At 73.2% G+C, this 15,002-nt stretch carries 13 protein-coding genes and 1 tRNA gene; 10 read left to right on the top strand and 4 right to left on the bottom strand.

The features are described from left to right. The first annotated feature begins 68 nt into the window (after positions 1–68). Positions 69–2,714: a penicillin acylase family protein gene (locus ACFP2E_RS16430; RefSeq protein ID WP_378523881.1), complete on the top strand. Its 2,646-nt coding sequence runs from the start codon at positions 69–71 to the stop codon at positions 2,712–2,714. Here the strand turns inward: ACFP2E_RS16430 and ACFP2E_RS16435 are convergent. Beyond that, the gene (locus ACFP2E_RS16435; protein WP_378523882.1) at positions 2,680–3,327 is read right to left on the bottom strand and encodes a 5-formyltetrahydrofolate cyclo-ligase; all 648 of its coding nucleotides are present in this window, start codon (positions 3,325–3,327) and stop codon (positions 2,680–2,682) included. The genes ACFP2E_RS16430 and ACFP2E_RS16435 overlap by 35 nt on opposite strands. A 23-nt stretch (positions 3,328–3,350) precedes the next feature. Between ACFP2E_RS16435 and ACFP2E_RS16440 the strand changes: the two genes are divergently transcribed. The 7 genes from ACFP2E_RS16440 to ACFP2E_RS16470 all read left to right on the top strand — a co-directional run bounded on the left by ACFP2E_RS16440 (position 3,351) and on the right by ACFP2E_RS16470 (position 9,061). Beyond that, positions 3,351–4,757: a UTP--glucose-1-phosphate uridylyltransferase gene (locus ACFP2E_RS16440; RefSeq protein ID WP_378523883.1), complete on the top strand. Its 1,407-nt coding sequence runs from the start codon at positions 3,351–3,353 to the stop codon at positions 4,755–4,757. Further along, positions 4,750–5,982: a gephyrin-like molybdotransferase Glp gene (gene glp / locus ACFP2E_RS16445; protein WP_378523884.1), complete on the top strand. Its 1,233-nt coding sequence runs from the start codon at positions 4,750–4,752 to the stop codon at positions 5,980–5,982. The genes ACFP2E_RS16440 and glp overlap by 8 nt, the downstream gene beginning before the upstream one ends. Further along, entirely contained in the window at positions 5,982–6,497 is a 516-nt protein-coding gene (gene moaC, locus ACFP2E_RS16450) for a cyclic pyranopterin monophosphate synthase MoaC (protein ID WP_378523885.1), read from the top strand. The genes glp and moaC overlap by 1 nt, the downstream gene beginning before the upstream one ends. After that, positions 6,494–7,003, top strand: a complete 510-nt coding sequence (locus ACFP2E_RS16455) for a molybdenum cofactor biosynthesis protein B (protein WP_378523886.1) — start codon at positions 6,494–6,496, stop codon at positions 7,001–7,003. Before moaC ends, ACFP2E_RS16455 begins: the two co-directional genes overlap by 4 nt. Before the next feature lie 35 nt (positions 7,004–7,038). After that, entirely contained in the window at positions 7,039–7,593 is a 555-nt protein-coding gene (locus ACFP2E_RS16460) for a GNAT family N-acetyltransferase (protein ID WP_378523887.1), read from the top strand. 506 nt (positions 7,594–8,099) lie between these two features. Continuing rightward, complete coding sequence (locus tag ACFP2E_RS16465; protein ID WP_378523888.1) at positions 8,100–8,942, top strand: hypothetical protein; 843 nt, start codon at positions 8,100–8,102, stop codon at positions 8,940–8,942. A gap of 43 nt (positions 8,943–8,985) precedes the next feature. Next, a tRNA-Ala gene (locus ACFP2E_RS16470) sits at positions 8,986–9,061 on the top strand. An 89-nt stretch (positions 9,062–9,150) separates the two neighbouring features. On the opposite strand, the gene ACFP2E_RS16475 is transcribed toward ACFP2E_RS16470, so the two are convergent. Then, positions 9,151–9,576: a MarR family winged helix-turn-helix transcriptional regulator gene (locus tag ACFP2E_RS16475; protein ID WP_378523889.1), complete on the bottom strand. Its 426-nt coding sequence runs from the start codon at positions 9,574–9,576 to the stop codon at positions 9,151–9,153. 155 nt (positions 9,577–9,731) lie between these two features. On the opposite strand from ACFP2E_RS16475, the gene ACFP2E_RS16480 reads away from it, so the two are divergent. Then, positions 9,732–10,421, top strand: a complete 690-nt coding sequence (locus tag ACFP2E_RS16480) for a hemerythrin domain-containing protein (RefSeq protein WP_378523890.1) — start codon at positions 9,732–9,734, stop codon at positions 10,419–10,421. A 9-nt stretch (positions 10,422–10,430) separates the two neighbouring features. Then, positions 10,431–10,817: a hypothetical protein gene (locus ACFP2E_RS16485; protein ID WP_378523891.1), complete on the top strand. Its 387-nt coding sequence runs from the start codon at positions 10,431–10,433 to the stop codon at positions 10,815–10,817. Here ACFP2E_RS16485 and ACFP2E_RS16490 read toward each other — a convergent pair. Further along, a complete protein-coding gene (locus ACFP2E_RS16490; protein WP_378523893.1) occupies positions 10,804–13,203 on the bottom strand; it encodes a putative bifunctional diguanylate cyclase/phosphodiesterase in 2,400 nt (799 codons plus the stop codon). The two genes, ACFP2E_RS16485 and ACFP2E_RS16490, sit on opposite strands and share 14 nt — an antisense overlap. After that, positions 13,200–14,819, bottom strand: coding sequence for an ATP-binding protein (locus ACFP2E_RS16495; protein WP_378539353.1), 1,620 nt, complete (start codon positions 14,817–14,819; stop codon positions 13,200–13,202). Before ACFP2E_RS16495 ends, ACFP2E_RS16490 begins: the two co-directional genes overlap by 4 nt. Positions 14,820–15,002: the final 183 nt, after the last annotated feature.

Here is a 15,002-nt window from a genome sequence, read left to right on the forward strand (position 1 = left end):
GCGGCCGGGGCGAGGCGCTGGCACTCACCCCTGTCGACTGCTAATGATACGGCACAATGGCGAACACCATGACCGAGCAGACGAGCAGCCCCTCTGCGGCCAGTTCCGAGCACGAGCGGACCCGCCGTTCCTGGTGGGCCACCTTCCGCGGGTGGCCGCGGCCGGCGCGCATCACGACGTACGTCGCCGCCGGCCTGGTGCTGCTCCTGCTGCTCACCCTGCTCGGCGGGGTGGTCATGCTGCGCCGGCCGCTGCCGGAGACCTCGGGGGAGGTCGACGTGCCCGGGCTCTCCGCGCCGGTGCAGGTGGTGCGGGACCGGCACGGCATCCCGCAGGTCTACGGCGAGACCGTCGACGACCTGATGCTCGCCCAGGGCTACGTCCACGCCCAGGAGCGGTTCTACGAGATGGACGTGCGCCGCCACGTCACCTCCGGCCGGCTGGCGGAGCTGTTCGGGGAGCCCGCGCTGGAGACCGACAAGGTGATCCGCACGATGGGCTGGCGCCGGGTCGCGGAGCGCGAGCTCGCGATCGTCGAGCCGGAGACGCGGCAGGCGCTGGAGGCCTACGCCGCCGGCGTCAACGCCTACCTCGACGAGCGCTCGCCCACCGAGCTCGCCGTCGAGTACACCCTGCTGCGCGTCGGCGGGCTCGACTACACCCCCGAGCCGTGGACGCCGGTCGACTCGCTGGCCTGGCTCAAGGCGATGGCGTGGGACCTGCGCGGCAACATGGACGACGAGATCGACCGGGCGCTGGCCCTCGCCGAGCTCTCTCCGGAGCGGGTCGCCCAGCTCTACCCGCCCTACCCCTACGAGGAGAACCTCCCGATCGTCGGGCAGGGCGCCGTCGTCGACGGCGTCTTCGAGCAGGACGCCACCGAGGCCGGCACCCGCCTGCCGCAGCGTCCGGCGTACGACGCCGGGGCGCGGGACGCGCTGCGCGGCACCCGTGCCGCCCTCGACCGGATGCCGGTGCTGCTCGGCCGCGGTGACGGGATCGGCAGCAACTCGTGGGTGGTCGACGGCCGGCACTCCTCGACCGGCGAGCCGCTGCTCGCCAACGACCCGCACCTCGGCGTCTCGATGCCGGGCGTGTGGATGCAGATGGGACTGCACTGCCGCACCGTCTCGGCCGACTGCCCGCTCGACGTCGCCGGCTTCACCTTCTCCGGCGTCCCCGGCGTGATCATCGGCCACAACGCCGACATCGCCTGGGGCTTCACCAACCTCGGCCCCGACGTCACCGACCTGTTCCTGGAGCGGGTCGCCGGCAACCGCTGGCGCTACGACGGCCGCTGGCGCAAGCTGCGGATCCGCACCGAGACCATCGAGGTCCGCGGCGAGGACGACGTCGAGCTCACCGTCCGCGCCACCCGCCACGGCCCGCTGCTCTCCGACGTCCTCGAGGAGGTCGCCGAGGTGGGCGACGTCGCGCCGACCGACGGGTCCCGGCCCCGCCCGCTCGGCGGGTACGCCGTGTCGCTGGCGTGGACCGCGCTCCGGCCCACCGCGACCGCCGACGCGATCCTCGCGCTCAACACGGCCACCGACTGGCAGTCGTTCCGCGCCGCGGCGTCGAAGTTCGACGTGCCGGCGCAGAACCTCGTCTACGCCGACCGCGACGGCCACATCGGCTACCAGGCGCCCGGCCGGATCCCGATCCGGCAGTCCGGCAACGACGGCACCCTGCCCGCCGAGGGCTGGCGGCCGGAGGACGACTGGAGCGGCGACTACGTCCCGTTCCGCGGCCTGCCGAGCGTGCTCGACCCCGAGGAGGGGTTCATCGTCACCGCCAACCAGGCGGTCGCCGGGCCCGACTACCCCTTCGCCCTCACCGAGGACTGGGACCGCGGCTACCGGGCGCAGCGGATCCGCGACCTGCTCGAGCGGGAGGGCGAGCTCTCCCTGACCGAGATGCTGGACCTCCAGCTCGACAGCCGCACTCCGGCCGGCCCGGTGCTGACCCCCTACCTGCTCGACCTCGACCTTCCGGAGGGCTACTACTCCGACGGGCAGCGGCTGCTGCAGACCTGGGACTTCTCCCAGCCCGCCGACTCCGCGGCGGCGGCGTACTTCAACGTGGTCTGGCGGACCGTCCTCGAGCGGACCTTCCACGACGAGCTGCCGGAGGAGCTGTGGCCCGACGGCGGCTCGCGGTGGGTGGCCGTGGTCGACGCGCTGCTGGAGCGCCCGGCCGACCCGTGGTGGGACGACCTCGAGACCGAGGACACCGTGGAGACCCGCGACGACATCCTCACCGGCAGCCTGCTCGAGGCCCGCGATGAGCTGACGCGGCTGCAGGCGCTCGACCACGAGGAGTGGGAGTGGGGCCGGCTGCACCACCTCGACCTCGAGAACCAGACGCTCGGCACCTCCGGCGTCGGCGTCGTCGAGTGGCTGGTCAACCGCGGCCCCTGGGAGGTCGGCGGCGGCTCCGCCACCGTCGACGCCACCGCGTGGGACGCCGCCGAGGGGTACGGCGTGACCGCCGCGCCGTCGATGCGGATGGTGATCTCGATGGCCGACCTCGACGAGTCGCGCTGGGTCTCGCTGACCGGCGTCTCGGGCCACCCGGCCAGCGACCACTACACCGACCAGACCGACCTGTGGGCCCGCGGCGAGACGGTCGCCTGGCCGTTCAGCGCCCAGGCCGTCGAGGAGGCCCGGGAGGACGAGCTCACCCTGGTGCCGGCCGAGCCGGGAGCCTCCTGATCCCCGAGGGGGACGCGGTCGCGGTCACCGGCCGGTCGTGCGCCTCCGCGGGCACGGGTACACCGACCTCGTCGTCGTAGAGCAGGCAGCAGGTGAAGGTGCCGACCGGCACCCGACCGAGCGCCCGGTCGTAGAAGCCGCCGCCCCGGCCCAGCCGCACCCCGGTGCGGGCGACCGCGAGCCCGGGCACCAGCACCGCGTCGGCGGTGGCGATCGCGTCGGGTCCGAGCCGCGGGCCGGCCGGCTCGAGCAGCCCGAACGTCGCCGGGACCAAGCCGTCCGGGCCGGTGTCGACCGCCCAGTCGAGGACCCGGCCCGGCTGCACCACCGGCAGGATCACCCGGACCCCGCGGACGCGCAGCGCGTCCAGCAGCAGGCCGGTGCCCGGCTCCGCGCCGCGTGAGACGTACGCCGCGACGGTGGCCGCCCGGCGTACCTCCGGGGCGGCGAGCAGGTGCTCGGCGATCGCCCGGCCGGCCTCGGCGACGTCGGCCAGGGGCCGTCGGCCGCGCGCGGTCAGCAGCTGGTCGCGCAGCGCCAGCTTGGCGGCCGCGGAGCCGTCGTCGCGGGGGTCGCTGTGACCGTCGTCATGGGGGCGCTGTGGCGATTCCACCCGGCCAGCCTACGATCGGGAGCATGGCTAGCCCTGGCTTGCAGAAGGCCCGCGAGAAGATGGCGGCGGCGGGTGTGGACGAGGTGGCGATCGACACCTTCGCCCACTACTACCGCCTGCTCGAGCACGGCGAGACCGGGATGATCCCCGAGTCCACCATCGAGCCGCACGACATGCAGTCGCTCGCCGACGTCTCGGTGTCCGACGAGGACGCCGCCGAGGCGATCCGCGCCACCGCGGTCATCAAGCTCAACGGTGGGCTCGGCACCTCCATGGGCATGGACCGCGCGAAGTCGCTGCTGTGCGTGCGGCGCGGGCTGTCCTTCCTCGACATCATCGCCCGGCAGGTGCTCCACCTGCGCGGCGAGTACGGCGTGCCGCTGCCGCTGATCTTCATGAACAGCTTCCGCACCTCCGCCGACACGATGGAGGCGATCGCCCGCTACGAGGACCTGCCGGTCGAGGGCCTGCCGCTGGAGTTCCTGCAGAACAAGGAGCCCAAGCTGCTCGCCCGTGACCTGACTCCGGTCAGCCACCCCCAGGACCCCGACCTGGAGTGGTGCCCGCCGGGCCACGGCGACCTCTACACCGCGCTGCGCGGCACCGGCCTGCTGACGACCCTGATCGACGCGGGCTACCGCTACGTCTTCGTCTCCAACTCCGACAACCTGGGCGCGGTCCCCGACGCCCGGGTCGCCGGCTGGTTCGCGACCTCCGGCGCGCCGTTCGCGATCGAGGCGGTCCGGCGTACCCCCTCCGACCGCAAGGGCGGCCACTTCGCGCGCCGCAAGCGGGACGGCCGGATCGTGCTCCGCGAGAGTGCGCAGACGCTCGAGGAGGACAAGGAGGCGCTCGCCGACCTCGACCGGCACAAGTACTCCTCGACCAACAACCTGTGGTTCGACCTGCGCGCTATGCAGGCCGAGCTCGACAAGCGCGGCGGCATCCTCGGCCTGCCGCTGATCCGCAACGTCAAGCACGTCGACCCCAGCGACCCCTCCACGCCCGAGGTCATCCAGATCGAGACCGCGATGGGCGCCGCCATCGAGATCTTCGAGGGCGCGCAGACCATCGAGGTCGGCCGCGACCGGTTCGTCCCGGTGAAGACCACCAACGACCTGCTGGTGCTGCGCTCCGACGTCTACGACCTCGGCGGCGACTACGTCCTCGACCAGACGGCGCCACAGGTGCCGTTCGTCGACCTCGACAGCAGCTTCTACAAGTACGTCGGCGAGTTCGACAAGCGCTTCCCCGAGGGCGCCCCCTCGATGCGTGACGCGAGCGAGGTCCACGTCGACGGCGACTTCACCTTCGGCCGGGACGTGCGGCTCGTCGGCGAGGTGAAGCTCAAGGCCGACTCCGCCCAGCGCGTCGAGCCCGGCTCCGTGGTCGGCAGCGGCGCGGACGAGGAGCCGGACGCGGATGCCTGACGAGCTGGCCTCGGTCGAGGACCTGCTCGGGAGGGTCCTCGACGCGGTCACGCCGCTGCCGGCGTTCCCGCAGCCGCTCATGGACGCGCTCGGGCTCGCCATCGCCGAGGACGTCGTCGCGCCCATCTCGCTGCCGACCTTCGACAACTCCGCGATGGACGGCTACGCCGTCGCCCACGGGGACGTCGCGGGGGCCTCCGCCGAGGAGCCGGTCGAGCTGCCGGTGACCGGCGAGATCGGCGCGGGCCAGGCCTCGCTGCTGGCGATGTCGCCCGGCACCGCCGTCAAGATCATGACCGGCGCGCCGGTGCCGGCCGGCGCCACCGCCGTGGTGCCCTACGAGTGGACCGACCGCGGCGTCGCCCGGGTCCGGATCACCCAGGCCCCGAGGGAGGGGCAGCACGTGCGCCGCGCCGGCGAGGACGTCGCCGAGGGCGACCTGCTCGTCGAGCAGGGCACGGTCCTCGGCCCGCGGCACCTCGGCCTGCTCGCGGCGGTCGGCCGCGGCACCGTGGTGACCCGGCCGCGGCCGCGGGTGGTGATCATGTCCACCGGCTCCGAGCTGCGCGAGCCCGGCACCCCGCTCGCCCCCGACGCCATCTACGACGGCAACTCCTACCTGCTCGCCGCCGCCGCGCGCCGGGCCGGGGCCGTCGCCTACCGGGTCGGCATCGTCCCCGACGAGCCGCAGGCCTTCCTCGACACCCTCGGCGACCAGCTGGTCCGCGCCGACATCGTCGTCACCAGCGGCGGCGTCTCCCAGGGCGACTACGACGTGGTCAAGGAGGCGCTCGCGCCGCTCGGCACCGTCTGGTTCGGCGGCGTGGCGATGCAGCCGGGCAAGCCGCAGGGCTTCGGCACCGTCGGCGAGGACGACACCCCGATCTTCACGCTCCCGGGCAACCCCGTCTCGTCGTACATCTCGTTCGAGACGTTCGTGCTGCCGGCGATCCGCAAGATGATGGGTCGCAAGCCCTGGTCGCGGCCGACCACCCGGGCCCGGCTGACCCACCCGATCAGCTCGCCGGCCGGGCGGCGCCAGTTCGTCCGCGGCGAGTACGCCGTCGACCGCGGCGGCCCGTTCGTGACGCCGGTCGGCGGCCACGGGTCGCACCTGATCGGCGACCTGGCGGCCTCGAACGCGCTCGTCGTCGTCCCCGAGGAGGTCACCTCGGTGCCGGCGGGGGAGCAGGTGCAGATCGTGTGGCTGGACGAGGAGTTCTGATGGGGCAGGGGGATCGACCGGGGGACCGACCGGGGGACCCGCAGGGGGACCGGCTGACCCACGTCGACGAGAGCGGCGCGGCCCGCATGGTCGACGTCTCCGGCAAGGACGTCACCGACCGGACCGCCACGGCGTCCGGCCGGGTGCTGGTCTCACCCGAGGTGGTTGCACTGCTGCGTGGCGCAGGCGTGCCCAAGGGCGACACCCTCGCGGTGGCCCGGCTCGCCGGGATCATGGGCGCCAAGCAGACACCGGCGCTGATCCCGCTGTGCCACCCGCTGGCCATCTCGGGCGTGACCGTCGACCTCGAGGTCGCCGACGACGCCGTCGAGATCCGGGCCGGCGTCCGCACCACCGACCGCACCGGCGTCGAGATGGAGGCGCTCACCGCGGTCTCGGTCGCCGCGCTCACCGTGGTCGACATGGTCAAGGCGGTCGACAAGGCAGCGGTCATCACCGACGTACGGGTGGAGACCAAGTCCGGCGGCCGGTCCGGCGACTGGGCCCGTCCGTGACCGGCCCGTCGGGGGGCGGCGAGGACGTGACCGGCCCGCTCGCGGAGGTGGTGGTCGCCTCCAACCGCGCGGCCGCCGGCATCTACGCCGACGAGACCGGCCCGGTCATCGTCGACTTCCTGCGCCGGCTCGGCTTCGCCGTCGGCGACCCGGTCGTGGTCCCCGACGGCGACCCGGTGGGGCAGGCGATCACCTCGGCCGCCGTGGCCGGCGCCCGGCTGGTGCTCACCACCGGCGGCACCGGACTCACCCCCACCGACCGCACTCCTGAGGTGACCCGGGCGCTGCTCGACTTCGAGGTGCCTGGCATCGCGGAGGCGATGCGCGCGGCCGGCGTCGCCAAGGGCGTGGCCGGGGCCGTGCTCTCGCGCGGCGTCGCCGGCGTCGTGGGCAGCTGCCTGGTGGTCAACCTCCCCGGCTCGCGCGGCGGCGTGAAGGACGGTCTCGCCGTGCTCGAGCCGGTCCTGGTCCACGCGGTGGAGCAGGTCGTCGGGAGCGACCATTGAATCGCGGGTGGCCCGCGCGGCTCACCCACGGGGAGGTGACGCTTCGGCCCATCGACGCGGGTGACCGCCGCGCCTGGCGCGACGCCCGGCAGCGCAACGCCGACTGGCTGACCCCGTGGGACGCGACGGTCCCGCCCGGTGGCGAGGCCCGCCCCACGACGTTCCGGCAGCTGGTCCGGCGGCTCAACGCGATGGCCCGCAACGGCTCCGTCCTCCCCTTCGTGGTCGAGGTGGGCGGGGAGTTCGCCGGCCAGCTGACGGTCAACAACATCGTGCGCGGCTCCGCCCAGTTCGCCTCGGTCGGCTACTGGCTCGACCAGCGGTACGCCGGCCGCGGCGTCATGCCGACCGCCGTCGCGCTGGCGATCGACCACTGCCTGACCACCGCCGGCCTGCACCGCATCGAGATCGCGATCCGCCCGGAGAACACCAACTCCCTGCGCGTCGTCGAGAAGCTCGGGATCCCCGAGATCGGCTACGCCCCGCGGTTCCTGCACATCAACGGCGACTGGCGCGACCACCGGCTCTACGCGATCACCGTCGAGGAGCTGCCCCCCGGCGGCCTGGTCTCCCGGCTGCCCTCCTCCTGACGGGATCGGCAGTCGACCGCGAGCAACCCCGGTCGAGCCCGTCGAGACCGACGCGCGCAGGACGGTGACCAACGCCGGTCGAGCCCGTCGAGACCGACGCGCGCAGGACGGTGACCACCGCCGGTCGAGCCCGTCGAGACCGACGCGCGCAGGACGGTGACCAACGCCGGTCGAGCCCGTCGAGACCGACGCGCGCAGGACGGTGACCACCGCCGGTCGAGCCCGTCGAGACCCCTGGGGGAGTGGCGCCCGGGATGCTGGGTACCGACTCCGGACCCGCTCACTTGTGCGCATCCGCAGGTGAAACAGGGACCCTGACCTGCGGTTGCGCACGCGCGCACCACGAATCCCCGGATAGCCGGGGATCGCTTCGGAGCCCGCGGGAACCCTCGCGACCCCTCCTCCTTCCCCGGTCGCCGCGAAATCACACCAGTCACACAGGTTGTTTTGCGACACACCACTTGACATGCGTCCCCACTTGCGTCCGCGCTCCTAACCTCTGACACGTGGACCTCAGCGCTCTGATCTTCGTCGCCCTCGCCGTCGCGTGGGCCGTCTACCTGATCCCGAAGGCGCTCAAGCACCACGACGAGGTGGTGCGCAGCCGCTCCGTCGACCGCTTCTCCCACACGATGCGCGTCCTCGCGCGCCGCGAGCCCGTCACCGCCCGCAACGCCCGCCTGGTCGTCACGCCGGGCCGGGCCCCGGCCCCGCCGGTGGTCGTCACCAAGCCCAGCCGGGCCGGCCAGCCGGCTCAGCCGGCCGACGCTCGCGGCGAGGAGCGGCCGGCCCGACCGGCGTACAACAGGGAGGCCGCCAACCGCGCCGCCCGCCGGCGCCGTCGGGTGCTCGGGCTGCTGCTGCTCGCCAACGCGGTCGTCGTGACGCTCGCCGGTTTCGGGCTGATCAGCGGCTGGTACGCCGCCATCCCCGGCGGGCTGCTGGTCGCCTGGCTCGTCGCGTGCCGGTTGATGGTGCGCCGCGAGCGCGGCATCCGGCGCCGGCCCGCCGCCGTCCGGATCCCGGGGTCGTTCCCCGAGACCGGGGACGAGAACTGCGCCCCCACCGGCGTCGGCGAGGTCGCCGTCGAGGACCTGGCGGACACCGGTCGGATCCCCGCGGTCACGGACCCCAGCCTGTGGGACCCGATGCCGATGACGCTGCCGACCTACGTCACCAAGCCGGCGGCCGCCCGCCGCACGGTCCGCACCATCGACCTCGACTCCACCGGCGTCTGGACCTCAGGCCGGACCGACGCCGACTCCCAGCTCGCCCGCGAGGCCGACGAGGCCGACCGGGCAGCCCGCGCGCAGCGGCAGGGCGAGGGGCAGCGCGCCGTCGGGTCCTGATTCGGCGGTGCGCGAGAGCGGGTGCTAACGTTGCGCCTCGCTTGGGGCTGTGGCGCAGTTGGTAGCGCGTCTCGTTCGCAATGAGAAGGTCAGGGGTTCGAATCCCCTCAGCTCCACCACTCTCTCCCTGAGAGATCGAGGCCGGACCCGCGCGGGTCCGGCCTCGTGCATTTCCTCGCCGGTGCCGCCGCGCCGAGCGCCGTCGGCCTCACTTGCCTGTCACCGCGAGCAGCTTTGTCAGCAGCCGCCGCAGCTCGCGGTGCCCCCGGTCGCCGAGCGCCGCGGTCACCTGCTCCTCGATGCCCTCGATGGTCGCGCGCCCCGCCGCGACGGCGTCCCTGCCCCGCTTCGTCAGCACGATGAGCTTCGCCCGGCCGTCCGCCGGGTCGGGCCGCCGCACGACGTACCCCATGTCGACGAGCTCGTCGACCAGCTCTCCCATGGCCTGGGGGGTCATGTTCGCCTTCCGGGCGAGCTCGGTCAGGCGGGAGCCAGCGGGGGAGATCTGGGCGAAGACCGCGGAGTGCTTCGGCTTCTGCGGGTAGCCGGCGCCGACCACGCCGTCCACGACCTGGAAGCCGAGCAGGCTGTAGGCCTGGCCCAGCATCGACACGGTGTTCAGCGACTCGTCCATTGACATCTCTCCTGAGGAAGAGTATTCAGGTTACCTGAACAAATCGCGACGCCTCGCCGCGAGGGAGGCCGCGAGGGAGGCCGCGAGGGAGGCCGCGAGGGAGTCGGCGAGGGAGTCGGTCGGCGTGGTCCTTCTCGGGTGAGAGGAGCGAGGCCATGGACGCGATGCACGGCGGGCGGTCGGCCGGCGGGCCCGTGGGGCCGGCGACCCGCGAGATGCCGCTCATCCACCGGATCTTCCGGCGGCAGCTCACCGAGGTGAGGATGCTCGTGGCGGCTACCCCAGCGGCGGGCACGTCGCGGGTGGGGGCGGTCGCCGACCACCTCGGCTTCCTGCTCCACGAGCTGCACCTGCACCACACCACCGAGGACGACCTGGTCTGGCCCCGGCTCCTCGAGCGCTGCGGCCTCGACGCGCCGCTGGTGAAGCGGATGGAGGAGCAGCACCAGCAGATCGACCTCTCGGTGGCCGCAGTGCGCACCGCGCTGGCGGCCTGGCGCTCCGGTCCGACGACGGCCACGTCGGCGGGTCTCGCCGACCGCCTCGACGAGTTCCTGCTCGTGCTCGAGGCACACCTCGACGAGGAGGAACGGGTCGTGGTGCCGCTGATCGACCGTCACCTCACCCCGGCCGAGTGGCAGGAGGTCGGTGAGCGCGCCTTCGAGAAGTTCACCCCCGCCCAGCGGTGGATCGCCACCGGTCAGATGGTCGAGGTAGCGACGCCCGAGGAGGTGGCCGTGATGTTCGGCCAGCTCCCGCCCCCCGTGAAGCTGCTGTGGCACCTCACCGGCCGGCGCCGCTACCGCCGCCACATCACCGCGGTCCGCGGCCGGCAGCCCGCCTGAGGGGCAGTCGTGACCAGGGCGGCTGCCGTCTGCTCGCTCGTGCTCGGCCTGGGGTTCGGCCTGCCCGGCGCGTACGGCGCGTGGCACCTCGCCCGCAACGGCGAGGTGTGGACCTTCCTCGGCTTCCCCACGTACGGCGGCGGTCCGTTCTTGCGCTGGGGGATCCCGACCGGGACCACGCTGCTGGTCGCCTTCGTCGCCGTCTGCGCCGCCGAGGTCGCGATCGGGGTCCTGCTCTGGCTGGGCAACGTCCCCGCGCTGTGGCTTGCGCTGGCCCTGCTCCCGTTGGAGCTGGTCTTCTGGGTCGGTTTCGCGCTGCCGTTCGGTCCGTTGCTGGGGCTGGTGCGCACCGCGCTGGTGCTGGCCGCGCTGGCGTCCGGGGTCAGGGCTGCCTGAGGGTCCTGGCCGGCGAGGCCATGGCGGGCGTGATGTGCCCACGAGCCGTGTGCGGTGCGTCGCCGCGCGGGTCCTGCGCAGGCCGCGCAGCCGCGTCGACAGACCGACCGTCGAGCCACGCGGTGACGTCCGTGTGCGGCATCGGCCGGGCGAGGAAGAAGCCCTGGGCGCTGTCGCAGCGGTGCTCGCGCAGGAAGCTCATGGTCATCCCGTCCTCGACCCCCTCGGCGACCACGCTCATCCCGAGCCGGTGCGCCAGCTCGATCGTGGAGCTGACGATCATCCGGTCGGCGTCGTCGTGGGTGACGCCGGAGACGAACAGTCGGTCGACCTTCAGCTCGGTCACGGGCAGGCGCTTGAGGTACGTGAGCGAGGCGTAGCCCGTCCCGTAGTCGTCGACAGCGAGCAGTACGCCCATGTCGGCGAGGCGCTCCAGCACGCGCTGCGCGCGCTCTGGGTCCACCATGATGGCGCTCTCCGTCAGCTCGAGCTGCAGCGCGCTCGCCGGAAGGCCGTAGGTGGCCAGCAGCGAGGCGATGTGCTCGACCAGGGCGTCACCGGCGAGGTCGACCGCGGAGATGTTGACCGCGACGGGCACCGGGTGACCCGACCTGTGCCACTCCCTGCACTGGGCCAGGGCCATGTCGAGCACGGCCTCGGTCAGCGGACGGATCAGGCCTGTCTTCTCCGCAATCGGGATGAACTCGGCCGGCGCCAACGGACCCAGGGTGGGGTGGACCCACCGGATCAGCGCCTCCAGGGCCACGACGTCGCCGGACTCCGTGTCGACCTTCGGCTGGTAGTGCAGCTCGAAGTGGCGGTGCTCGATCGCGTCGAGGAGTCCCGCGGTCATGCCGAGGCGACGGGTGCTGTGCGGGTCCTCGTCCGCGTCGTAGAACGCGTAGCCGATCCCTGCGGTCTTGGCGCGGTACATGGCGACGTCGGCGCGCTGGAGCAGCACCTCCGGCGTCTCGCCGTGCTCGCCGACGACCGCGATGCCCAGGCTGGCGTCCATCCGGACGCCGGTGCCGTCGAAGTCGAAGGGCAGGCGGATCGCCGTGAGGATCCGCTGGGCGAGCGTCTCGCCGGCCGACGGCCCCCCGGGCACGTCCTCGAGCAGGACGGCGAACTCGTCGCCGCCGAGGCGTGCCACCAGGTCCGAGTCCCGCACCACGGAGCTGATCCGCCGTGCGACCTCGCACAGCAACTCGTCGCCCCGGCTGTGGCCCATCGTGTCGTTGACCTCCTTGAAGCCGTCCAGGTCTAGCAGCATCAGCATCGAGGCACCCCGACCGCGCGGCACCTCGACCTGCTCGAGGCAGCTGAGCAGGACCGCGCGGTTGGCCAGCCCGGTGAGCGGGTCCGTGCTGGCACGGCGGCGCAGGTCTCGCTGGCCGCCCAGCATCGCGAGCAGCAGCGTGCCCAGCAGGACGAACGCCGCCAGGGCCGCCGCGAGGGCGCCCTGGCCCGGGGCGGTCGTCCAGACCGACGCGGCGTACGGCTTGCTGACCAGGACGGCCCAGTGGTTGAGGTTGTCCGGCGTGCGGGTCAGCTTCCGGTAGGCGAACCGCCGGTCCCCCTCCGTGAACGAGCCCGAGACGGCATCGCTGTCGGCCACCATGCGACCGGCGGCGTCGCTGGCGGCCAGTGACCCGCCGATGGAGACGGAGTCGGTCGTGAGCACCGTTCCGCCGGTTCGCAGGTCGATGACGCGCACCTCCGTGCCCGGCGAGGAAGCCTGCGCGAGCTGCTCGCGGAAGCTGTCGAGGGTGACCTCGAAGTGCATGACCGCAGCGGGGTCACCCTTGCCGTCGGGCACCACGGTCGAGTTGGAGATCACCCACTCGTCGGTGTCGGGGGACAGGTAGGGGAGCGCCTGGTGGACCCTCCCCACCGGTGTGGCGAAGGTGTCCGCGAAGAAGGGGTTCTCGGCCTCGTGGGGGAGGTCGTCGCGGAGCGCCGTGTCCCCCGACACCGAACGGGCGATCTCGACGCCGTGCCGGTCGAGGAGGCTGGCCGAGGAGATGGTGTTGCCGTACAGGTCCTCGAGGTAGGCCAGCATGCTGTTGATCTGGCCGAGCTCGGCAGCCGCGTGTCCGTGCGTGTGCCCACCGTCGGCCGCCGGGTCGCTGCCGCGGGCGACGTACTGCGTCACGGACGGCGTGTTCGCCATCAGGAGGTCGATCGCCCGGGCCCGGTCGAAGTACTCCTCGAGCGCCTGGGAGGTCGCGCCGGAGGAGCCGGTCAGGCCGCTGTCGAACCGCTCCTGCGACATGCGGCTGCCGCCCTCGGCGCCCACGACGATGCTGACGAAGAGCAGCAGCACGCCGGCCGCCGCGCCGGTGACGTACGCAGGGCGCTTGCCGACGACGCGCCTCCGGCTCATCCCGCCTCCGGGTCGGCCTCGCAGACGAGCGGGAACCGGACGGTGAACGTCGAGCCGCGCCCGACGCGTGACGCCACGTCGATGCTGCCGCCGTGCTCGTTCACGATCTGCTCGGTGATGCTGAGTCCCAGCCCGGTCCCGTGGATGGCACGCTTCGTGGCCTCGGGAGCCCGGAAGAACGGCAGGAAGATCTCGCGGAGGTGGGCTGCGTCGATCCCGATGCCCGTGTCGGTCACCTCCATGACGGCCTGGAGGCCCTCGCGATCGAGGTGGCAGCCGATCTCGCCGCCCGACCCGGTGAACTTCAGGGCGTTGCCCAGCAGGTTGACCAGGACCTGCTCGAGCCGGGATCCGACGCCACGCACGAGGAGGGGCGACGCCGTCCTCGTCGTGGTGGCCAGTCGGATGCCCCGGGCCGCGGCGATCGGCTCGATGGTCTCGGCCACGGCGGCGAGGACCTCGGCCAGCTCCACCACGTCGTCGGGCAGCGGGATCTGGCCGGAGTGGGGCGACAGCGTCAGCAGGTCCTCGGCCAGGTGCTGGAGCCGCTCGGTGTTGCGCACGATGGCGTCGACGAACTGCCGCAGCTCCGGCGGCAGGGCGTGGGCCTGGTCGCTGATCAGCTCGGCGTACCCCAGGATCGAGGCCAGTGGGGTGCGCAGCTCGTGACTGGCCGCCGCCACGAACTCGGTCCGTGCCTTGTCGAGCTGCGCTGCCCGACCGGCCGCATCCTTCTCCCGGAGCAGCGCCCGGACCAGGAGGCTGCTCGTCCGGCGCTCCTCGGTGACGTCACGGCCGGAGAACCGGTAGCCCACCGGCTCGCCGCCCGGGGCGGCCAGCGGGCGCACCGTCAGGGACACCACCAGCTCGCGTCCGTCCTTGTGCACGAGGCTCCAGTCGCAAGACCCGGGCTCCTGCCGGGGGCGCTCGCCCTGCCGGCGGTCGAGGTCCCCGAGATCGACCTGCTGCTCGCGCCGACGCCGGTCGAAGCAGCGCGGGTCCGCCCGCAGCAGCTGGGGTCCGGCCTCGAGCCCGGCGGCATCGGCACGGTGCGCCACCTGGGCCGGCTCGAACAGGTGCAGGGCGGGCCGCCCGAGGAGCTCGGCGGCGTCGTACCCGAGAAGCTGCTCCGCATCCACCCCGACCCGGGTGATCCTGCCGTCGCGGTCGGTCTGGAACAGCGACGCGTCCGCGAAGGGTGCGGGGTACGCGCCGGGCCCGTCCGGCTCGTGGGCCTGGGCGCTGAGGAGGATCCAGGGTCCGTCGTGCCGGAGGTCGATGTCGCGGCGACTCCAGGTGTGGACGAGGGTGCCCCACCGGGTGTGCAGCCTCGACTCGATGACCAGACCCAGGGGTGAGTCGGGGGCGAGCAGCTGGCGCATCGCGAACCGGTCGGCGGGGTGGACGATCGTCCGCCACAGCGGTCTGCCGACGAGCTGCTCGAGGCGCATCCCGGTGCACGCCAGGGCGCCGGCGCTGACCGACACGACCTCGTCGCAGCCGGGCCGGAGCCCGACCACGAAGGCATCGATGCCCGACAGGAGGCCGAGCGCCGCCTGGGCCTCCTCCAAGGCCTGCGACAGCGTCTGTTGTTCGTTGTCCTGCACCGCGAGCACCCCCACAGGTGTCGCCGGCCCCCCGTCCGGGCCGGCCTCTCGGTAGCCACGGTCGGCCACCGGCACGGGTGCTGCGGACTGCTTCGCGCGAATCCACACAATTCCTTCACGCCGAGGCGTGGAGTCGGGACGCTGGTCCCGGGACCGGGGTCACGGCCCGGGTCGCGACCAGGGTCCCCGAAC

It is taken from the genome of Nocardioides sp. GCM10027114 (assembly GCF_042659625.1).
Classification (GTDB): domain Bacteria; phylum Actinomycetota; class Actinomycetes; order Propionibacteriales; family Nocardioidaceae; genus Nocardioides.